The 20,635-nt window shown below is 29.9% G+C and carries 23 protein-coding genes and 2 tRNA genes; 6 read left to right on the top strand and 19 right to left on the bottom strand.

All coding sequences use genetic code 11. The features are described 5' to 3' along the window. The first annotated feature begins 55 nt into the window (after positions 1 to 55). Complete coding sequence (locus H9661_RS15105; protein WP_143318484.1) at positions 56 to 451, top strand: nucleoside triphosphate pyrophosphohydrolase family protein; 396 nt, start codon at positions 56 to 58, stop codon at positions 449 to 451. 52 nt (positions 452 to 503) lie between these two features. Here H9661_RS15105 and disA read toward each other — a convergent pair whose 3' ends face one another. Further along, positions 504 to 1,568: a DNA integrity scanning diadenylate cyclase DisA gene (gene disA / locus H9661_RS15100; RefSeq protein ID WP_143318483.1), complete on the bottom strand. Its 1,065-nt coding sequence runs from the start codon at positions 1,566 to 1,568 to the stop codon at positions 504 to 506. A gap of 14 nt (positions 1,569 to 1,582) precedes the next feature. Further along, positions 1,583 to 2,953, bottom strand: coding sequence for a DNA repair protein RadA (radA, locus tag H9661_RS15095; protein WP_143318482.1), 1,371 nt, complete (start codon positions 2,951 to 2,953; stop codon positions 1,583 to 1,585). Between the two features lie 397 nt (positions 2,954 to 3,350). On the opposite strand from radA, the gene H9661_RS15090 reads away from it, so the two are divergent. Next, positions 3,351 to 3,578 (top strand): glutaredoxin family protein, encoded by a 228-nt coding sequence (locus tag H9661_RS15090; protein ID WP_143318481.1) that lies wholly within the window; start codon positions 3,351 to 3,353, stop codon positions 3,576 to 3,578. Between the two features lie 215 nt (positions 3,579 to 3,793). Here H9661_RS15090 and H9661_RS15085 read toward each other — a convergent pair whose 3' ends face one another. From H9661_RS15085 to H9661_RS15055, 7 genes are all read right to left on the bottom strand, one after another. After that, positions 3,794 to 5,254 carry an NADP-dependent glyceraldehyde-3-phosphate dehydrogenase gene (locus H9661_RS15085; protein ID WP_191769620.1) on the bottom strand — a complete coding sequence of 487 codons (1,461 nt, stop codon included), beginning with the start codon at positions 5,252 to 5,254 and terminating at the stop codon, positions 3,794 to 3,796. 15 nt (positions 5,255 to 5,269) lie between these two features. Then, complete coding sequence (locus H9661_RS15080) at positions 5,270 to 5,494, bottom strand: glutaredoxin family protein (protein WP_143318479.1); 225 nt, start codon at positions 5,492 to 5,494, stop codon at positions 5,270 to 5,272. Positions 5,495 to 5,510: 16 nt separating this feature from the next. Then, the gene (gene trxB / locus H9661_RS15075; RefSeq protein ID WP_143318478.1) at positions 5,511 to 6,434 is read right to left on the bottom strand and encodes a thioredoxin-disulfide reductase; all 924 of its coding nucleotides are present in this window, start codon (positions 6,432 to 6,434) and stop codon (positions 5,511 to 5,513) included. A gap of 184 nt (positions 6,435 to 6,618) precedes the next feature. Continuing rightward, a complete protein-coding gene (locus H9661_RS15070) occupies positions 6,619 to 9,096 on the bottom strand; it encodes an ATP-dependent Clp protease ATP-binding subunit (protein ID WP_191769618.1) in 2,478 nt (825 codons plus the stop codon). Positions 9,097 to 9,117: 21 nt separating this feature from the next. After that, positions 9,118 to 10,131 (bottom strand): protein arginine kinase, encoded by a 1,014-nt coding sequence (locus H9661_RS15065; RefSeq protein WP_143318476.1) that lies wholly within the window; start codon positions 10,129 to 10,131, stop codon positions 9,118 to 9,120. Next, on the bottom strand, positions 10,112 to 10,648 hold the full coding sequence (locus H9661_RS15060) for a UvrB/UvrC motif-containing protein (RefSeq protein ID WP_143318475.1): 537 nt from the start codon (positions 10,646 to 10,648) through the stop codon (positions 10,112 to 10,114). Before H9661_RS15060 ends, H9661_RS15065 begins: the two co-directional genes overlap by 20 nt. Before the next feature lie 15 nt (positions 10,649 to 10,663). Continuing rightward, positions 10,664 to 11,119 carry a CtsR family transcriptional regulator gene (locus tag H9661_RS15055; protein ID WP_143318474.1) on the bottom strand — a complete coding sequence of 152 codons (456 nt, stop codon included), beginning with the start codon at positions 11,117 to 11,119 and terminating at the stop codon, positions 10,664 to 10,666. Positions 11,120 to 11,278: 159 nt separating this feature from the next. Here H9661_RS15055 and H9661_RS15050 point away from each other — a divergent pair, with 159 nt between their 5' ends. Next, positions 11,279 to 11,920, top strand: coding sequence for an MBL fold metallo-hydrolase (locus H9661_RS15050; RefSeq protein ID WP_143318473.1), 642 nt, complete (start codon positions 11,279 to 11,281; stop codon positions 11,918 to 11,920). Between the two features lie 41 nt (positions 11,921 to 11,961). Here the strand turns inward: H9661_RS15050 and H9661_RS15045 are convergent, their stop codons facing one another. From H9661_RS15045 to tmk, 6 genes are all read right to left on the bottom strand, one after another. Further along, complete coding sequence (locus tag H9661_RS15045; protein ID WP_143318472.1) at positions 11,962 to 12,132, bottom strand: DUF362 domain-containing protein; 171 nt, start codon at positions 12,130 to 12,132, stop codon at positions 11,962 to 11,964. A 96-nt stretch (positions 12,133 to 12,228) separates the two neighbouring features. After that, positions 12,229 to 12,432, bottom strand: coding sequence for a heavy-metal-associated domain-containing protein (locus H9661_RS15040; RefSeq protein WP_143318471.1), 204 nt, complete (start codon positions 12,430 to 12,432; stop codon positions 12,229 to 12,231). 11 nt (positions 12,433 to 12,443) lie between these two features. Further along, positions 12,444 to 13,349: a PSP1 domain-containing protein gene (locus H9661_RS15035; protein WP_143318470.1), complete on the bottom strand. Its 906-nt coding sequence runs from the start codon at positions 13,347 to 13,349 to the stop codon at positions 12,444 to 12,446. Between the two features lie 3 nt (positions 13,350 to 13,352). After that, a complete protein-coding gene (locus H9661_RS15030; protein WP_143318469.1) occupies positions 13,353 to 14,282 on the bottom strand; it encodes a DNA polymerase III subunit delta' in 930 nt (309 codons plus the stop codon). Positions 14,283 to 14,301: 19 nt separating this feature from the next. Further along, positions 14,302 to 14,631 (bottom strand): cyclic-di-AMP receptor, encoded by a 330-nt coding sequence (locus H9661_RS15025; protein WP_143318468.1) that lies wholly within the window; start codon positions 14,629 to 14,631, stop codon positions 14,302 to 14,304. An 81-nt stretch (positions 14,632 to 14,712) separates the two neighbouring features. Continuing rightward, on the bottom strand, positions 14,713 to 15,342 hold the full coding sequence (gene tmk, locus H9661_RS15020) for a dTMP kinase (protein ID WP_143318467.1): 630 nt from the start codon (positions 15,340 to 15,342) through the stop codon (positions 14,713 to 14,715). A 186-nt stretch (positions 15,343 to 15,528) separates the two neighbouring features. Here tmk and H9661_RS15015 point away from each other — a divergent pair, with 186 nt between their 5' ends. From H9661_RS15015 to H9661_RS15005, 3 genes are all read left to right on the top strand, one after another. After that, positions 15,529 to 16,692: a zinc-binding metallopeptidase family protein gene (locus tag H9661_RS15015; RefSeq protein ID WP_191769616.1), complete on the top strand. Its 1,164-nt coding sequence runs from the start codon at positions 15,529 to 15,531 to the stop codon at positions 16,690 to 16,692. Between the two features lie 147 nt (positions 16,693 to 16,839). Beyond that, the gene (locus H9661_RS15010) at positions 16,840 to 17,784 is read left to right on the top strand and encodes a magnesium transporter CorA family protein (protein WP_143318465.1); all 945 of its coding nucleotides are present in this window, start codon (positions 16,840 to 16,842) and stop codon (positions 17,782 to 17,784) included. A 77-nt stretch (positions 17,785 to 17,861) separates the two neighbouring features. Further along, positions 17,862 to 18,779 carry a S66 peptidase family protein gene (locus tag H9661_RS15005; protein ID WP_191769613.1) on the top strand — a complete coding sequence of 306 codons (918 nt, stop codon included), beginning with the start codon at positions 17,862 to 17,864 and terminating at the stop codon, positions 18,777 to 18,779. 255 nt (positions 18,780 to 19,034) lie between these two features. On the opposite strand, the gene H9661_RS15000 is transcribed toward H9661_RS15005, so the two are convergent. From H9661_RS15000 to H9661_RS14990, 4 genes are all read right to left on the bottom strand, one after another. Beyond that, the gene (locus H9661_RS15000; RefSeq protein WP_279290175.1) at positions 19,035 to 19,790 is read right to left on the bottom strand and encodes an acyltransferase family protein; all 756 of its coding nucleotides are present in this window, start codon (positions 19,788 to 19,790) and stop codon (positions 19,035 to 19,037) included. Continuing rightward, the gene (locus tag H9661_RS19905; protein WP_341480437.1) at positions 19,784 to 20,137 is read right to left on the bottom strand and encodes an acyltransferase family protein; all 354 of its coding nucleotides are present in this window, start codon (positions 20,135 to 20,137) and stop codon (positions 19,784 to 19,786) included. The genes H9661_RS15000 and H9661_RS19905 overlap by 7 nt, the downstream gene beginning before the upstream one ends. Positions 20,138 to 20,480: 343 nt before the next feature. Further along, positions 20,481 to 20,554, bottom strand: a tRNA-Cys gene (locus tag H9661_RS14995). Between the two features lie 5 nt (positions 20,555 to 20,559). Next, positions 20,560 to 20,635 (bottom strand) — tRNA-Phe (locus H9661_RS14990).

The following is a 20,635-nucleotide window of genomic DNA, read 5'->3' as shown; positions in this document are numbered from 1 at the left end:
TATAACTATAATATAATTACAATCACACTTTAAAAATACAGAGGAGTTGATACTCATGAAGGATATAATTTTTGATGAATTTCAAAATTCAGTAAACGAATCATTACTTAGACACAAAAGTATTCTAGACTTAATGTCAAAATATACTGAATCTAGTGCAAGGGTAAATCGAGCTATTGCTAAAGCTGTTACAAATTGTGGTTGTATTAAAATTAATGCAACAAAACAACACTTGTTAGATGAAAATTCTATAGAAGATCTATGTGATTGTTTAAATACACATGTTGAAGGTGAATTATGTGATAATTGTCGTGAAGTGATTGAAAGAGAAATGGGAAACAATCTCTTTTATCTAACTTCTCTTTGCAACGATTTAGATATTAACTTATATGATATATTGTTAAAAGAACAGGATAAGATTAATACTTTGGGTAAATTTACATTTAGATAAGTAAAGGGGATCATTATAAAATAAATTTTAATGATCCCCCATCTATAAAAAATTATAATTGCTTATTTAAATAAACTTGTTCACTTATTCTCTTTAATCCAGATCTTATTGTTCTTGCTCTTGCTTCTCCAATACCCTCTACTTTATCTAAGTCATCTATTTCTGCTTCTATTATGCTTGTCAAATCCTTAAATTCTCTAATTAAATTCTCTATTACATTAGCTGGTATTCTCTGAACTTTACTTAATACCCTATACCCTTTAGGTGATATTAAAGTTTCAACTAATGGTTCTCCTCCATATCCAATAACTTTGCCTATAGCCTCTAAATCTAAAAGTTCATTTTGCGATAACTTTTGAATATTTTTATACACATCAGCTGCATTCATTCCTTCAGTTAAATAATCTTTTATCAGTAAAATTCCATCTCTTTCTATATTTTTAGCTAATTCATCTAACTGCATAGAAATTAGTCTTCCTTCATTCCCTAACTCTAATATGTAAATCTCTATTTCTTCAACTATTCTCATAACCATTTCTGTTCTTTGAACAACTGTTGCAACATCAAATAACGTAGTCAAATCTTGAAATTCTAATAAATTTAGACTATTTACACCTCTTTCTAATACAGCAACATATTTTTCTAGAGTTTGAATAGCTTGATTTGCTTTTTCCAATATCACGCTACTCTCTCTAAGTACATATTTAATATCACCTTTATATACAGTTATCATATTTCGCCTTTGTGAAATTGCTATAACTACATCCCCAGTTTGCTTCGCCACCCTATGAGCTGTTCTATGTCTAGTTCCTGTTTCAAAAGTTGGTATGGATGAATCAGGTATTAATTGTATATTCGCTGAAATTATTCTTTTCAAATCCTTACTTAATATAATAGCTCCATCCATCTTTGCAAGTTCATATACATAAGCAGCAGTGTATTCAGAATTTATCAAAAACCCACCATCTGCCATTCTCATAATCTCTTCACTATCACTTAAAACTAGCAATCCACCAGTCTTAGCCTTCAAGATATTTTCAAGCCCTTCTCTTAATGCTGTCCCCGGACACATTATCTTCAAAATCTTTTGTATTTCTAAATCTTTCTCTAACCTCATATACCCACCTCTCTTTATAATACCTTTCCAATTACTTCTCTTAAGTTATTAACCCCCATTATATTTATGCTTACATTTTTTATCTTATCTCTATTTCTATAAGGTATAATAGCATACTCAAAACCCATTTTTTCAGCCTCATTCACTAACCTATCAGCGCCATTAATTGGCCTTATTTCACCAGTAAGCCCAACTTCACCTATTATCATTACCTTTGGTAAAGATACTCCTTTATTTTTAACACTAGATAATAGTGCTATTGCCAATCCTAAATCAGCAGTAGTGCCTTCTATACTTAAACCACCCACAACATTCACATATACATCATGATTGTAAAATGGAATTCTTAACTTTTTCTCTAGAACTGCAAGTATTAAACTTAACCTTTGATTGTCTATTCCAACAGCAGTCCTTCTTGGCATTGGGGCATTAGTCTGAGTTACTAAAGCTTGTATCTCTACCAAAATAGGTCTGGTACCTTCCATAATTCCTATTACTACAGATCCTTCCTGATTAAACGTAGTATCTTCTAAGAACATTTTAGAAGGGTCATAGATTTCAATAAGTCCCTCTTGCCTCATTTCAAACACTCCTATTTCACTAGTAGTTCCAAAACGATTTTTCATTGTCCTTAATATTCTAAATTCTTCGGTTCTTTCTCCTTCAAAGTATAAAACTGTATCAACCATATGCTCTAGAACTCTAGGACCTGCAAGTTCACCCTGTTTAGTCACATGAGCTACTATAAAAAGCGGTATATTATTACCCTTTCCTATTCTCATTATTTGATTTGAGCATTCCTTTACCTGTGAAACACTTCCTGGAGCAGATGTAACACCTTCTTTATAAATTGTCTGAATCGAGTCTATTATTACAAATACAGGTTTAATTTCCTCTATGTAAGCTTCTATTATATCCAAACTAGTTTCTGATACTATATATAAATCTTTCGATGATACACCTAATCTATCTCCTCGAATTTTAATCTGCTCTTCAGATTCTTCTCCTGATACGTATAAAACTTTCCCGTAATTAGTTGCTATATTATTAGCAGTTTGAAGTAACAATGTTGATTTTCCTATACCAGGATCACCTGATATTAATGTTAGTGAACCTTTTACTAACCCTCCACCTAAAACTCTATCTAATTCTTTTAAATTTGTTTTAAGTCGTTCCTTCTCCCCTGATTTAATTTCCTTAATGCTTTTAGGCATATTTTCCGGTAGAATACTCTTCTTAGTTGCATTACTTTTATTGCTTAAAGAATTTCCTTTTATCTCTTCTACAAAAGTATTCCAAGCATTACAAGAAGGACATTTTCCAAGCCATCTTGGTGATTCATATCCACACTGCTGACATGTAAATATAGATTTAATTTTAGCCATTTTTATCCCTCTTCTCTAATAAAAATAAGAAACTATAACGTTTGTTACCCTTTTTATAATATCATAGATTATTAAATCATTAATAGTTATTATAGAAATTTATTCAGCGGCGATAATATAAAAAATAATTTTCTATATATTATCGTAAATAATTTAAATATCAATATATCCTTTTTAAATTAATATGCATATTTACAAGTATATTACCTTAATTATTGCCAAATACTAAAGATATTAAGGGATGATATTATAAATAATAAATTTTTTTCTCTTCTAAAAAGATAGCACGTTAAAAAGCAGAGTCTCAAAAATTAGTTTTCTACATATTATATATTGTAAAAAGCATTAAAAAGTTGTACTCTATTTTTAATAAAATATAATTATGGAGGTCATTAAGATGGTTAAAGTATATACTACTAATTCTTGTCCTTGGTGTGTAAAGGCTAAGAATTACTTAAAATCTAAAAATATAGAATTTGAAGAGTTTAATGTTGGTGAAAATATGTCTGCAAGAGAAGAAATGCTAAAAAAATCTAAGCAGATGGGAGTTCCTGTTCTAGACATAAATGGTACTGTTATTATCGGTTTTGATAAACCAGCAATAGATACTGCATTATCTAAATAGCAGAGTAGGAAGTAGACAATTATTTCATCTACCAATCTCTCACACCAATAAATATATAATTTTTCATGTAGCAGTTAATCAGAATTTAATGTATTATTTAATACTTTCTTATTAAAAGACTATTGGAAATCCTCCAATAGTCTTTTTTTGTATCTCCAATTTTTAGCACACCAAAAAGCAGAGTCAGAGTAGCATAAACTTACCCTGACCCCATTTTAATTATTAATATTTATAACAACTGCTTTTGGTCTAGACATGGCTTCTATAGAATATCTAATACCTTGAGTTCCCAATCCAGATGCCTTAACACCTAAAAATGGGAAATGATCTGGACCTCTTTCAGTTTTATTGTTCACTTGTACTGTTCCAACCTCTAACCTATCTGAAACATAAAATGCTTCATTTATGTTATTTGTAAAAATCGCTGATTGAAGCCCATACTCCGATTCATTTGCTATTTCTATTGCTTCATCCTTATCCTTTACCCTTATTATTGGAAGAACAGGTCCAAATGGCTCCTCCCAAGCTAATCTCATTTCTCTTGTTACATTATCAAATAGTGTAGGATATATTATATTTCCCTCCCTATTTCCACCTACTACAAGGGTTGCCCCTTTTTCCCTAGAGTCTTTAATAAGATTTTCTACAAATTCAACCGCTTTCTCATCAATAAGAGGAACTATATCTGCATCTCCTTCAAGTGGACTTCCTACCTTTAACTTTTTAATATCTCTTTTTAAAATATCCACTAATTTATCAGCAATTGTATCAACAGCTAAAATCCTTTTTACCGCCGTACATCTTTGACCTGAATATGAAAAAGCTCCTGCAATTATATTTTTCGCTGCTAACTCAAGATCTGCATCTTCTAGAACAATTGCTGCATCCTTCCCACCAAGCTCCATTAATAACGGAACCATTGTAGTTATCGACGAAATTCTTTTTCCAACTTCCGTACTTCCTGTGAAATTAATAAAATTTATTTCTGGATGCGTTACAACATAATCTCCAATTTCACTGCCTTTACCTGTTATAGAATTTAAGACACCATTTGGTAGACCTGCTTCTTGAAATATCTTTACCAAATGTAATGCTGTAATACTTCCTTGAGTTGCTGGTTTTAACACAACAGTATTTCCAGCCATTAAAGCTGGAGCTATTTTAGATGCAGCCAAATTTAATGGATAATTAAATGGAGATATAGCTAACACTACCCCAAGAGGTTCTCTAGTTACAACTGATATCTTATCTCTTTTATAACCTGGAAAACTCTCAGCCGGTAAACTTTCTCCAGCAATATTCTTTGCTGTATCAGCCGTAAAGCGAATAAAATCCGCAGTCCTAATAACCTCTGATTCAGCACTTTTTTTGTCCTTTGCAACTTCGTGCATCATTATACTTGCTAACTCTTTCACTTTCTCCTCTAAGATATCAGCAACTTTATGAAGCACCTTTGCCTTCTCACTTATAGGGACTAACTTCCAATCTTTTTGAACTTCCTTGGCTACTCTAATAGCTTTATCTACTTCCCCAGTATTCATAGCACCAACTTTTCCAACTAAACTTCCATCTATCGGTGATTTAATTTCTATTAGTTCACTATCATCTGCTATAACCCAATCTCCACCTATTAGGTTTTTGAATATCTTATTATCATTACATAAATTATCAAACATCTTTTCACCTCAGTTTTAACCAATTATTTTATCTATTCTAGATTTATCAAACCCCACAATTACTTCTCCATTAAACTCTAGAACTGGTACCGTTCTTTGCCCTGATACCTTAAACACTTCTTCTCTATCCTCATGTTTATCTGCAACATTAATTTCTTGAAATTCTACCCCCTTCATGTTTAGATACTTTTTTAACTTTATACATCCTGGACACCATGATGTTGAATATATTTTTACCATCTCTTATTCTCCTTTTCTACTTTATATATTTTTCTGCTTCCAAAGCTGCTATTGTTCCATCTGCCACAGCAGTAGTTATTTGTCTATACACTTTATCTCTAACATCTCCAGCTGCAAACACACCTGGCACATTAGTTTTCATCATTTCATCTGCTATAATATACCCACTTGAAGTTAGATCAATATATTTTTCAAACTCCTTTGTCTTAGGTTCTGTTCCAATGTAACCAAATACTGCATCTATTTCTATTTCTCTTTCTTTTTCAGTAATTGTATTTTTTAACCTTGCCCTCTGAACAAACTCTTCTCCAGTTACATCAACAAGATCTTCATTATATAAAATTTCAATTTTAGAATTATTATTTGCTTCATCAAATACAGATCTTTCGCTTCTAAAGTAATCATATCTTCTTATTATATAAACCTTTTTAGCAAATCTAGATAAAAACACAGCCTCTTCTAACGCTGCATTTCCACCACCTACAACTCCTACAATTTTATCTGAATACATTGCTCCATCACAAACTGCACAATAGTGGATTCCTCTTCCTGAAAACTTTTCTTCACTTGGAATTGGCAATCTTTTAGGAACTGCTCCAGTTGCTATAACAACAGTCTTAGTATTATAAATATAGCTTTCAGTTTCTATTATCTTCTCATCTTTTGTTAACTTTATATCAACAACAGGATCAAATTCATCTATAATAGCTCCTGCTTCTTCTGCTTGTTCCTGCATCTTATCCGCTAAAGAAGCTCCATCAATATTTTTAAAACCAGGATAGTTTTCTATTAAGTAACTATTTCTAACTTGCCCTCCTAAAAAAGCATTTTCTAAAAGAATCATTTTCATTCTAGCTCTTGAAGCATATATAGCTGATGTTAGCCCGGCCGGTCCTCCACCTAAAATTACTAAATCTATATTCTTAATTTCTTTACTCAAATCTTTCACTCCTTATCTTTATTTTATTTTAACATATTTTAATAATTAATCAATAATAATTATTATTTAATATTTCTTGCTTTCTCTCTATATATTATTATCTCACTTCCATTAATGTATTATTAAAAAAAGAGATTGGTACAAAAAGTATTTGCATCAATCTCTCTTATATACATGCTTACTATTAACTATGAATTGTATCCTCAGTGTTTTCTACTGATATTTCCTTGATCGTAGTAAATACAAGCTTATCTTCTTCTACTGATACTAGCAAGCTATCTCCCATACTAACATTTCCACGTAAAAGTTCTTCACTTAATCTATCTTCAACTTCTTTAGTTATTACTCTTCTTAAAGGTCTTGCTCCATAATTTAAATCAACACCTTTATCTAATAAGAACTCTTTACATGATTTAGTAAATTCTAAAGTAATATTTTTTTCTTTAATTCTTTTTATTATAGAATTTAACATTAAGTCTACTATAGATAGCATATCTTCTTTAGTTAATTTGTGGAATACAATGGTATCATCTATTCTATTTAAAAATTCTGGTCTAAAACTTCTTTTTAACTCTTCCATTATATTCTCTTTCATTTTTTCATACTCTGTATCACTCTTTGTATCAATAACAAATCCCATTGACTTTTGCTTTTTTATAGAATGTGCACCCACATTTGAAGTCATAATTATAATTGTATTTTTAAAATTAACGACTTTTCCTTTTCCATCTGTTAATCTTCCATCTTCCATAATTTGAAGCAATATATTAAATACATCAGAATGTGCCTTTTCAATTTCATCTAATAAAATAACAGAATAAGGCTTTCTTCTAACAGCTTCTGTTAATTGTCCCCCCTCTTCATATCCTACATATCCTGGAGGCGCTCCAATTAATCTAGATACAGAATGTTTTTCCATATATTCAGACATATCAATTCTAATTATATTATTTTCATCTGCAAACATAGCCTCTGCGAGAGCCTTGCATAATTCTGTTTTTCCAACTCCTGTTGGTCCTAAGAATATAAAACTACCTATAGGCCTCTTTTCATCTCTTAAGCCAACTCTTGCTCTTCTAACAGCTCGAGCTACTGACTTTACAGCTTCACTCTGTCCAATTACTCTTTTATGAAGAATTTCTTCTAATCTTAAAAGTCTGTCGCTTTCTCTTTCTGTAAGTTTCTCTACAGGAATTTTAGTCCAAGTTGCAACAACTTTCGCAATATTCTCTTTCGTAACAGTTAAAGACTGAACTGAATTTTGAGAATTCCAGTCGCTTTTTAAATTATCTAACTTTTCCTTTAGATCTTTTTCATTATCTCTAAGTGCTGCAGCCTTCTCAAAATCTTGAATTCTTATGGCCTCTTCTTTTTCTTTTATTACATCATCAATACTTAGCACAATCTCTTTCAAATCAGGCGGTGACACTAGATTTTCTATACGTAGCTTTGCAGCCGCTTCATCCATAAGATCTATCGCCTTATCTGGCATAAACCTATCTGTAATATATTTATCGGCCATATCTACAGATGCATCTAAAGCTTCATCACTTATTGTAACTTTATGGTGAGCTTCATATTTCTCCCTAAGCCCTTTTAAAATCTCTAAGGTTTCTTCCTTTGTTGGCTCTCCAACTGTTACGGGTTGAAATCTCCTTTCAAGAGCAGCATCTTTCTCAATATACTTTCTATATTCATCTATAGTTGTAGCACCTATACATTGTATCTCTCCTCTTGCAAGCGCTGGCTTTAATATATTAGAGGCATCAATAGCTCCTTCTGCTCCCCCAGCACCAATTATAGTGTGAATCTCATCAATAAACACAACCACATTCTTGTTATTTCTTATTTCTTCCATGACCTTTTTAAGTCTTTCTTCAAATTCACCTCTATACTTTGCTCCAGCTATCATACTACTTAAATCAAGGCTAACAACCCTTTTATCTTTTAATAGCTCTGGTATATTCCCATCTACTATTCTTTGCGCTAAACCTTCTACCACTGCTGTCTTTCCTACTCCTGGTTCACCAATCAAACATGGATTATTTTTAGTCCTCCTACATAATATTTCTAAAACTCTTTGATTTTCTATATCTCTTCCTATAACAGGATCTAAGTTTCCTTCTTGAGCAAGTTTTGTTAAATCTCTGCTATATTGATTTAACAATGGAGTCTTACTTTCTTTTGATTCTTCTCTTTCTCCATCAACTACTTGATCAACTTCTTTCTCAGTCAAGAGATTTACTAATTCTTTCTTCAATCCCTTAAAATCTAAATCTAACTTACTTAAAATTGTATAAGCTACTCCTTCTTGTTCCTTAACTAATGCAAGCAATAAATGCTCGGGACTAACATATTTATGATTTAAATTTTTTGCTTCCACAAAACTTTCATCAAATAATCTCTTTGTTCTTGGTGTAAGTAATAATTCTCCTTTAGGCATTAATACCTCACCAAATCCCAAGTAGTCTTCAATTAGGTTACGTACTAACTCTATTTCTATTCCGTATTTACCTAAAAGCTCCTTAGCATCTCCACCTTCTTCTAAAATTCCTAAAAGTATATGCTCTGTTCCAATATATCCATGTTTAAATTTTTGTGATTCTTTTTGAGCCCCTAATATCACAAGTTGAGCTCTTTCTGTAAACTTACCGTATGGCATACTACACCTCCAAACTAATTATTATATTAATCTTTCTTTAATTATATTTGCTCTATAGATATCTTGCTCCATAGTATCTGTTCCCTTTGGTAAACTTCTTTGTATCATAGAAGTTCTAGTATCTATCAATAATTTATTTAACACTTTTTTGTCTATGTGCAATAAACCCATTTCTGTTCCTAACCTTAAGTAAGATAATAAGTCTAAAACTTCCTTTGGTTTAATAAGCTTAGCATATTTCATAACACCATATGCCCTATATATTTTATCTTCAAGTTCATTCTTATATTTGTCATCCACTACTTCTCTAAATTTTTTCTCTTCATTAATAATATTATTAACTATGCCTTCTAAGTTATCAATAACTTCTAATTCCCTCACCCCTAAAGTAACTTGATTAGAAATTTGATATATATTCCCCCATGCTTTTGAACTTTCTAAATACAATCCTTCAATATTCATTCCAACTTTATTAAGTCCATTAAATATATTAGATATTTCTTCACTAATGGACAAGGCTGGTAGATGAACCATCACTGATGCTTTAAGCCCAGTCCCAACATTTGATGGGGATGCTGTCAAATACCCAAAATTTTCATCAAAAGCATATCCTATAACTTCTTCAATATAATCATCAATCTTATTTACATAGTTATATGCATTAGTTAAATCTAATCCATCTGTTATACATTGTATTCTTAAATTATCTTCTTCATTTATCATTATGGATAAAGTTTCATCTTTATTAATGATAAATGCACTTCTATCCCTTCTTTTAACCAGACCTTCACTAATTAAATGTTTTTCTAAATATACTTTTAAAAAATCTATATTATGCTCCCATGATCTTACAAGAGTCATTTCTTCATCAATCTTATCTAATAATATTTCATATAACCTATCAACATTTTCTCTAGCTTCTTCTGTTTTCATCTTATCTGTAAATAAAGAGTTGTAAAAATTTCTTATAAGACACACTTTGCTACTGATTACTACATCTTCAGCCGCTACTTCACTATCTATCCAATTCTTCATGATCAATTTTTACCTCCCTTTGGGATTCTAATAACTTAATCTCATCTCTTAGAACTGCAGCTCTTTCATACTCTTCTTTTATAACCGCTTTTTGTAGATCTTCTTTTAACTTTTTAATTCTCTTTCTTTGAATCACTTCATTTCCTTCTCTAACTGGAATCTTACCTACGTGCTCTAAGTCACCCTGAATTCTTTTAATTCTAGGACTCAACAAATCATTAAAACTTTCATAGCATTTGCTACAACCTAATTGTCCGCTCTTCTTAAATTGAGAGTATGTTAATCCACAATTTTTGCACACTATTTCAATTTTTTTTGTTTTATCTAAAGTTTCAAAAAAACCACTTAAAATATTCTGAAACGGCATTCCTGCCCCTTCTGCCATAGATGCTTTAAGTGGTATGTCTGAAAGTTCTTTTGCACATTTTTCGCATAACCATGTTTCTGTTTTCTTTCCATTAATAAGTTTTATTAAATGTATCTTAGCTTCATTTTTATTACATCTTTCACATAGCACTTTTTATTACCCCCTCTATGATAATACAACTATAAGCACAGCCTTTAATATATCAGCCCTTACTCTATTTCTATCATCTGTATTAGCTAAGGTCCTATCGTTAATAGCCATCTTAATTAATTCTGCTTCTCTCATAGTGATTAAATTTGACTCTACTAAACTCTCAATTAAAGCTAAGGAACTATTATTTGTAATAGAATTTCCAATACAATCATACAAGAGATTATTCCTCTCTTCCGACCCATCATAACTTACTTGTCTTATTACAATACAGCCACCCCCACCTCTTCTACTTTCAATAACATACCCTCTCTCATAAGTAAATCTAGTTGTTAATACATAATTTATCTGTGATGGCGCACAACTAAATTGATCTGCTAATTCATTCCTCTGAATTTGAATCTGTTCCCCACCATTTTCATTAAGCATATTCTTTATAAAATTTTCAATTATATCCGAAAGTCTTGCCACAATATCACCTTCTTAAACTTCTGTTTTTGACTTACCTTGACCTTTTGATTTTATATTAATATCTTTTTTCATTTTTTTCAAGTTTTATTGCTACCTTTATGTTTAAATTTATTCTATTCAGGGTAAATATAACTTATATACTTTATTAAGGAGGCTTATATGTTAATCAAATGGTTTGGAGAATGTTCATTTTTACTGCAAGATTCTCTTGGGCGAAGGATCTTAACTGATCCCCCTAGTACAATTTCTATAGATACTTTATTAGATTTAAACCCGAACATAATTACTTTAAGTCATTATTATTCTGATACAACTAATGCTAAAATTAATGCCAAGAAAGTTATGCTAGCTGACAAAGCCTCTTCATATAAACTTAACTTTGTTAATATTTCTGGATTTCCTTCTTTTCAAGACAATTCACAAGGTAGAAAGAGAGGACCTAACATAATTTATAATTATGTTTTTGATAATCTAAAGATTTGTAATCTAGGATATTTAGGTCATGATCTACCCGATGATATACTACGTTCCATTGAGTCAATAGATATCCTCTTTATTCCTGTTGGAGGCCATTTTACACTTAACTCAACTGAAGCTATTAAATTGGTTCACAAAATTAAACCTAAAGTTATAATTCCTATGAATTATAAGACCACTAACTCTTTAATCTATTTAGATAGTTGTAAAAACTTTATAACTTCCATAAAATCAGTTATAAAAACAACTAAAAATTCACTAGATACCAAAACATTAAATTCATATCCAGTTACAATTCTCTTAAAAGAAACTAAAATGAATTAAAATAAAAAAGATCGCCTTAAAGACGATCTTTAATTACCAGACTATGCTTGTTCTGGAGCTCCTACTGGACAAACATTTGCACAGTTTCCACAATCGATACAAGTATCTGCATCAATAACGAATTGAGTATCTCCTTGACTTATAGCATTAACTGGACATTCTGCAGCACAAGCACCACAGCTTACACAAGAATCATTAATTGCGAATGCCATTAAAAACACCTCCTAAATAATCATAGTTATTACACCATAATTATTTTAACATGTTTCATAACCTTTTAAAAGTCTATTTTATAAAATAACTCACTACTAAAGAATCATATAACCTAAATTTTCAATACTTTCTTTTACCTTATCTATATCTAACCAACTCTCATTATATATAACTTGTATTTCCTTTTTCTCAATAGATATCTCACAGGCAATAATACCTTCATTTGACGTTATTGCTCTTTGTATATTAGATACATCACGTTGATTATTTATGTTAAATACCTTAAGTACAGATTTCATAAAATTTCCCCCTATTTTTCGTTAATTAAATCCTTAATTAACTTCTTATCCTCTTCAGATTCTATTTCTAATTTAATATCTTTTTCATCGACAGAATCTTCGTAATTACCTGTTATTAATTTTATCGTAGAAATCTTAAAATCTTTAAGTACTTCCTCATCTCCGACCCTAATTTTCACTCTAACTGACTCTTTCACTGTACTATTTGAAACAACTTCTCCGTTTCCTTCTTCTGTCTCTACTATAGATCCCACCTTAGGTAGGCTTTTCCTTATACTTTCATATGTGCTTTGCTCATAGTTTAAGCAACACATTAACCTTCCACATATTCCAGATATTTTTGTTGGGTTCAAAGATAAATTCTGTTCTTTTGCCATCTTTATTGATACTGATGCAAAATCACCTAGGAATGATGAACAGCACATAGATCTTCCACATGGCCCTAAACCACCTATCATTTTAGCCTCATCTCTTACCCCAATTTGTCTAAGTTCTATTCTTGTTTTAAATATAGTTGCCAAATCCTTAACAAGTTCTCTAAAGTCTACTCTTCCATCAGCTGTAAAGTAGAATATAACTTTGTTGTTATCAAATGTGTATTCTACATCAACAAGCTTCATATCAAGACCATGTTCCCCTACCTTTTTTAGACATATATTTAACGCATCTTCTTCTTTGCTCTTATTTTCTTTATGCTTTTCTATATCCTTGTTATCAGCAACCCTTAAAACATTCTTTAATGGAGCAATAACATCTTCTTCTTCTATACTCTTAATACCTATTACACATTCTCCGAATTCAATCCCTCTTGCTGTTTCAACAACAACATAATCCCCTTTATGTATTTTTAATGAACCAGGACTAAAATAATATACTTTACCTGCTTTTTTAAACCTTACTCCTACGACGTTTATCATCAATTACCCCTCCAAAAAACCAATAAGCATAATGCTTATTGCCATAGAATAACTTATATTATTCTCAAAATTATTTCTTGCTTTTTCTATATTTCGTAACATTGAATTTAATCTATTATAAGATAAAGCAGATGATAACCTACCTACGTCATCTATTTTATCAACATTTATAATATTATTCTTATCTCTTAATTCCTTATATACTATAATGTCTCTTATAAAAGAAGCTATCAAATTCAATAGTTCATACTTTTCATTTTTAAACTTATTAAACTTAGTTTCATATTCTAATACAGCATTATCATTATTTTTATTTATTTCATTAAATAACTCTATAATTAAATTTCTTAGTTTTTCTAATTCATTGTCTTTAAGTATTTTTTCAGCACGTCCTGGAATTCCTTCTCCATATGCTATAGCTGTTAATACCTTATCCTCATCGTTTTCCCCAATACTTTTTATATACCTAATCATATAATCTTTATCTAATGGAGTTAATTTATAAATTTGGCATCTTGATTTTATAGTATCCAATAATAACTCTAAACTTTCACTTAATAGTACTATGTATACTCCTTTTGGTGGTTCCTCTATAGTCTTTAACATAGCATTTTGGGCTTGAACAGTCAACTTATTTCCTTGATGTACTATAATTACCTTTTTATCACCTTCATAAGGTTTTTTAGATACTTCTTCTATTATTTTTCTAACTTCATCTACACCAAAGGAAGCTTTATCTGACTTATAATTAATTATATCAACATAATTATAATCATCATTTTTACCTAATATTTTAAGTGCAAACTTTTTAGCTATTAAACTTTTTCCTATTCCATCTGGACCCACAATGAGGTGTGCATGCGAAAGTGTATTGTTATCAACTCGTTTCATAAATCCATTAATAATATTTTCAAATCCTATAAACTCTTTCACAATATACACCTCTTCTATACTATATTCTTATAAACTGATCAACATCTAGAACAAAAATTGTTGCTCCTCCAACTTGGACTTCTACCGGATATTGAACATACATATCAGAATTACCTGAAAATGGTGCAGGAGATGCAACAACTTCTTTTCTCTTCTTACATATATTTTTTATTATACTGATCACTTCTTCAACCTTCGTATCTTCTACCCCTACTAATAATGTTGTATTTCCTGACTTCAAGAATCCACCTGTAGTTGCAAGTTTCGTTACTCTAAATCCTTTTTCTGTTATACCTTCAACAACATCAAAAGTATCATCATCCTGAACTATAGATATGACCATCTTCATAGTATCACCCTCCATCAATATTTAATACTTATCTATATTTTATCATAAAGCCTTAGGTATTATATATAAAAAGAATTTTTTTTACTCAATATGTAACATTATAATATTTTTTACATCTTCAAATACATCTTTAATAGATTTAGATGCATCAATTTTTACAATCTTATGCTCACTATTCTCTAATAAAAATTCATATCCTAGTCTTACTTTTTTATGAAATTCAATTGTTTCTAAATCTAATCTATTTATTTCTCTTTCCTTATTTTTATTTATTCTATTTAAACCTTCTTCCGGCTCCAAATCAAAAAATATTGAAAGATCAGGCATATATTCACCTACTGCAAATTTATTTATCTCATATATTTCCTTAATCCCCAATTCTCTGGCAAAACCCTGGTATGCTAAAGATGAATCTATAAATCTATCACATAACACTATCTTCCCATTATTTAATGCTGGAATAACTTTTTCTATCAAGTGTTGTCTTCTTGCAGCTGCATACAGCAAAGCTTCTGTTCTTCCATCCATAGCTGTATTAGCCGGATCTAATATTATTGATCTTATATCCTCTGAAATTTTAATTCCTCCAGGTTCCCTAGTCTTAATACAATCTATCTCTTTCTCAATTAACCAGTTATATATTTTCTCTAATATTGTACTTTTCCCAGATCCTTCTCCACCTTCAAATACAATAAATAAACCTCTATTCATGATTCTACCTCATTCATTAAAAAACATTTTATTGTTATTATATCATCAATTCGGCTTACTAAAAATGATTCTCTTTAAAATACTGAATTAAAATTTAAATATATATTCCTTTTGAATTACTTTACTAATAATTTTTAGGATAAATGTTAAAAATAATAGTAACTATTAATTATGGAGGAAAAAATTATGAAACAAGATATGATGTCTTTTCTAGCTACTATAGAAAATGAAATAGAAGACTTATGCAAATACTTATACTCTAATCCAGAAGAAAGCTACAAAGAATTAAAAAGTTCAAGATATATTTGTGAAGTTCTACAAAAGCACAATTTTAATGTAACTAATGAATACCTTGATATTACTAATTCATTTCTTGCTGTAAAAGGAAATGGTTATCCTAAGATTTGCTTTCTTTGTGAATATGATGCTGTACCTAATAGTGGTCATATAACTGGACATAATGCACTTGCTAGCATATCTGTTGGAGCCTCCTTAATATTAGGTCATGTAATTGATAAAATAGGTGGATCAGTAATTTTGATAGGTTGCCCTGGTGAATATCTAGGTGGAACAAAAGCTACAATGGTTAAACAAGGAACCTTTGATGATGTAGATGTAGTAATGGAATGCCACCCTGATACTATAACCTGCGAAAGTGGAACTTCATCAGCAATAACCCCTTTAAGCGTTAAATTTACTGGAAACAGTGAACTTAGTTATTTAAATCGAGAAATATATACATCCTTAGATTCTATCCTTTTAACATTTAATATGCTTAATTCACTAATGAAAGGCTTCCCAAAAAACGTTGAAATTAATTCTATTTTATCTAGTGGAGGATACACTCCATTATTAACACCTCTTGAATCAGAAGCGAAATTTTATATAAGAGCAAAAACTTCTGATATTGCAGAACTTACAGAAAACAAAATACGAGAAATAGTAAATAGTGTCTCAAGCCTCACTCATATCCCTAATACTATTTCTCTTTACGAGCCACCTAATGAAGAATTAGTAACAAATAGAACATTAAATCGCCTATTCAGCCACAACTTAAAAGAGAATGGAATTATTGATATACATCCTCCTAAAGATATATCAGCAGGATTAAGTATAGGAATTGTTAGTCAAAAAGTTCCTTGCATTCACCCATATATATCTATAATTAAAGACTCCATTATAGAATATGGTACTAAAAAATTTTCGGAAGAAACGATTAGTGATTTTTCTTTATCACAAATTAAGAAAGCTGCATTAGCACTTGCTTTCACAGGATCTGACTTAATCGAAAAGGAGGGATTATTAGCTGAAGTTAAAAATGAATTTTTTACCACTAAAACAACTATATAAATATACATCCTTCAATTATTAGAATGCTAAAGATATTTTATTAAGACTTATTATTAGCCTAATATTTTTAGCATTACTTATATTAATTTCTTTTACTAACTCCAGTAAAATAGTATAATTGTACTGTGATACATAGGAGGTTATAATATGATTCAAATTTTTAAAAGTTCTAGCGAAGAAAATTCAACATTAGAGTTACTAGATAATATTGAGAATGGATGTTGGATAAATATCGTTGCTCCTTCCGATGAAGAACTTATTTTAACATCAAAAAAGACTGGCGTACCTTTAGATTTCTTAAAGGCACCTTTAGATGATGCTGAAACGTCTCGAATAGATATTGAAGATAATAATATTATAGTAATTGTAGATATACCATTCACTGAAATGGAGGATAACTCATTAACATATGATACATATCCATTAGCTATTATATATACAGAAACTGAATTAATAACTGTATGCCTAAAAAACAGCAAAGTATTAACAGATTTTATTAATGGTAAAATTAAAACCTTCTTCACCTTTAAAAAATCGAGATTTATACTTCAAATACTAAATAGAATATCCACTTACTACCTTCTATATTTGCGACAAATCGATAAAAAAAGCCTAATGATAGAAAAAAGGCTTCATAAATCCATGAAAAATCGAGAACTAATACAACTGCATTCTCTTGAAAAATCATTAGTATATTTTTCTACTTCATTAAAAGCTAATGAAATAACCTTGGAAAAAATGCTAAAGTTAGATATGATTCAAAAATATGAAGACGATAAAGATATTCTAGAAGATGTTATCATTGAAAATAAACAAGCTATTGAAATGACTGAAATATATAGCAATATACTTGCAAGTACCATGGATTTTTTCGCTTCTGTTATTTCAAATAACTTAAATATAGTAATGAAAGTATTAGCTTCTGTTACTATCTTGATGTCCATTCCAACAATTATGGGTGGAATATATGGTATGAATGTAACCTTACCATTTCAAGAATCTCCGTATGCCTTTGCAATAGTTATGATGATGACCGTAGGCATATGTGCACTTGTCGCATTTATCTTATTTAAAAAAGATATGTTCAATTAACAAATAAAAAACTTATTCATAATATATATTACTAGTAAGGAGAGCTATTAGCTCTCTTTTTTTGGAGGATATTTTTTATGTTGAAAGGAAAAACCCTAAATGCTGGAGCCACTATAGGTATAATTGCTCCTTCTTCACCAGAAGATAAAGAAATAATAAATAAAAAAATAGAAAAATTTATTTCTCTTGGCTTTAATATTAAACTAGGTTCTCATCTATTTGATAAATATGGCTATCTAGCTGGTTCGGACCAAGATCGAGCTGATGATATTAATAACATGTTCCAAGATTCATCAGTAGATGGAATAGTATGTTTTCGTGGTGGGTATGGATCAATTAGGACATTATCCTTTATTAACAATAAATTAATAAGATCTAACCCCAAGTTTTTCTGTGGTTATAGTGATATAACTTTACTATTAAATTACTTTTCAAAATTAGGATTAATAACATTTCATGGTCCTATGATAAACTCAAATTTTGACGATTTAGCCACATTAGATTCATTTATGAGTATAATATCAAGTAATACTTCTAAATATACCTATGACCTTAACCTATATAAAGAAATTACCTATTTAAATCCTAGTTCTTTCACCGGGAAAATTGTTGGTGGAAACTTATCAATGATATGCTCATCCCTAAGTACTCCTTATGAAGTAGATATGAAAAATTCTATTCTTTTACTTGAAGATGTTAATGAATCTCCTTATGCAATAGATCGGATGCTTACTCAATTAATATATAATAAGAACTTAAAAAAATGCAAAGGAATTATTCTAGGAAGTTTTGATGGTTGTACATTACCTGATTACACTAAAAGCCTTAGGCTCGATCAAGTTTTTACTGATAGATTAAAACCTTTAGAAATTCCAATTATAATCGGATTTCCTTTTGGACACAGCTATCCTAATCTCACTATTCCTATAGGATGTAAAGCTAAATTTTCTTATGAAAAAAAGTTATTCACAGTTGAAGAAACCTTTTTAACATAGTTATCCACATTTAACTATATAATATGCTTTATGCTGTTGATTATTTAACATTTTTTCTAATCATAAATACTTTTACTCATTAAATCGATTAATACTGCCAATTGATTACTTTATCTTTTATATAGATATTATTTCTTACTATATATATTAAAGATATGAATTATTAAAAAAAGAGCACTTCTGCTCTTTTTTTAATAGGAAGTATATTTGTAAAAACTTAATACACAACACGTACCCAATTGAATTAATAAGGTTTTATGTTTCTTTCTTATTTATAATAAAAAGCTTCTTTCCATATCTCATAAACTTTAATTCAAACTTATAATAACTTATCAAGGCTAATAAAATTGTTCCTAAAGATACACTAATAACTATCAGTAAATCCCAACCCCCTCTACCACTTGGTAATTTAAGTCTAATAAAAATAAAATTTATAATATTATAAACCACCGGATGTAACAGATATACACCATATGTTGCTATCCCAAATAGTTCAAATGATCTTCCAATAACTTCAGGTATATTTAATTTTAACTTGTAGAATCCAATTACAATTACAAAGCACAATACAGAAAAAACTATTCTCCATATTAACGTAGTTATCATTATTTGATTTCCACTTATAGGAATAAAGCAAAATACTGCTATAGAAATAAGTACTATAATATTATTAAAATATCTATTGAATTTTATATCTTTAAGATTATAATAGATTGCTATTCCACCTACATAAAAGAAAAAATTGTTAAATGGATTTACATATGTTCCCCATTGCATGTTTAAATCAATATTAGGGTCAAGAAATATAAACGCAAATAAATATCCAATTATTAAAGAAACTATGAATAATATATTCCCAAATATTTTTTTCCTATTATACGCTATTATTACAATCGGTGTCATCACATAATATACCATTTCATTACCTATGGACCAAGCACCTGCAGAAATATATGACTCAGGATCGAAGAAGCCGAATGTAGTAGTTATATTAGATATGTAATCTACCAACTGACTAATTGAAAATCCATTTTGACTTTTTTAATATTAATAACAAAATTGAAAGTGGTTACAATCCATAATAATGGCCATATTCTAAAAATACGTCTTACCAAAAAAACAAATGAAGTTTTAATACTATTAATAAAACCATTATAAACTATAGCCATACTTAATCCTGACAAAATAAAAAAAATTGATACTGCATAAATACCAAGTCTGCCTAAGCAAGAATCTGCATTTAATGGTGCTACTCTCCAATAATAAAGATGATAAGCCATTATTAATAAAGCAGCTAACCCTCTTAACCAATCAATTGATTCCACTCTACTTCTTATATAATTTTGCTCTTTAATCACCAACTCTTCTCCTTAAATACATTGTTCATGACAATACAAAAACATAGAAAAACTTAAATATATAAATACATAAATAAAGTAATAAATATTATATTTGTTATAAAATTTAAGTTTACTTTCTTTCATTATATGCATTGTGAAAAATACATTCCTTAAACTTTTAACTTAGTTAAATTTATACAAAATGCTTAAGTAAACTAAATATTTTCTGTTAACAGCTAACAATAATTACTTGCTATATCTTCTTGTATATGTTTTTTATATATTCTCCTATCTGCTACGCAGATAGGAGTCACAATACAACAAAACCCTTGAAAACATAATGTTTTCAAGGGTTTAAGTATGGAGGCGCCACCCGGATTTGAACCGGGGATAAAGGTTTTGCAGACCTCTGCCTTACCACTTGGCTATAGCGCCATACCTGGTGGCTCGACCAGGAATCGAACCAGGGACACGAGGATTTTCAGTCCTCTGCTCTACCGACTGAGCTATCGAGCC

Source organism: Clostridium cibarium, from assembly GCF_014836335.1.
GTDB classification, from domain to species: Bacteria; Bacillota; Clostridia; order Clostridiales; family Clostridiaceae; genus Clostridium; species Clostridium cibarium.
Note: the sequence above shows the minus strand (reverse complement) of the source record. Positions and strands in the feature narration are given on the sequence as shown.

Coding starts and splice junctions, on each gene's coding strand:
- H9661_RS15105 (WP_143318484.1), top strand. CDS start 56: ATGAAGGATATAATTTTTGATGAATTTCAAAATTCAGTAAACGAATCA.
- disA (WP_143318483.1), bottom strand. CDS start 1,568: ATGAGGTTAGAGAAAGATTTAGAAATACAAAAGATTTTGAAGATAATG.
- radA (WP_143318482.1), bottom strand. CDS start 2,953: ATGGCTAAAATTAAATCTATATTTACATGTCAGCAGTGTGGATATGAA.
- H9661_RS15090 (WP_143318481.1), top strand. CDS start 3,351: ATGGTTAAAGTATATACTACTAATTCTTGTCCTTGGTGTGTAAAGGCT.
- H9661_RS15085 (WP_191769620.1), bottom strand. CDS start 5,254: ATGTTTGATAATTTATGTAATGATAATAAGATATTCAAAAACCTAATA.
- H9661_RS15080 (WP_143318479.1), bottom strand. CDS start 5,494: ATGGTAAAAATATATTCAACATCATGGTGTCCAGGATGTATAAAGTTA.
- H9661_RS15070 (WP_191769618.1), bottom strand. CDS start 9,096: ATGCCATACGGTAAGTTTACAGAAAGAGCTCAACTTGTGATATTAGGG.
- H9661_RS15065 (WP_143318476.1), bottom strand. CDS start 10,131: ATGAAGAATTGGATAGATAGTGAAGTAGCGGCTGAAGATGTAGTAATC.
- H9661_RS15050 (WP_143318473.1), top strand. CDS start 11,279: ATGTTAATCAAATGGTTTGGAGAATGTTCATTTTTACTGCAAGATTCT.
- H9661_RS15045 (WP_143318472.1), bottom strand. CDS start 12,132: ATGGCATTCGCAATTAATGATTCTTGTGTAAGCTGTGGTGCTTGTGCT.
- H9661_RS15040 (WP_143318471.1), bottom strand. CDS start 12,432: ATGAAATCTGTACTTAAGGTATTTAACATAAATAATCAACGTGATGTA.
- H9661_RS15035 (WP_143318470.1), bottom strand. CDS start 13,349: ATGATAAACGTCGTAGGAGTAAGGTTTAAAAAAGCAGGTAAAGTATAT.
- H9661_RS15025 (WP_143318468.1), bottom strand. CDS start 14,631: ATGAAGATGGTCATATCTATAGTTCAGGATGATGATACTTTTGATGTT.
- tmk (WP_143318467.1), bottom strand. CDS start 15,342: ATGAATAGAGGTTTATTTATTGTATTTGAAGGTGGAGAAGGATCTGGG.
- H9661_RS15015 (WP_191769616.1), top strand. CDS start 15,529: ATGAAACAAGATATGATGTCTTTTCTAGCTACTATAGAAAATGAAATA.
- H9661_RS15010 (WP_143318465.1), top strand. CDS start 16,840: ATGATTCAAATTTTTAAAAGTTCTAGCGAAGAAAATTCAACATTAGAG.
- H9661_RS15005 (WP_191769613.1), top strand. CDS start 17,862: ATGTTGAAAGGAAAAACCCTAAATGCTGGAGCCACTATAGGTATAATT.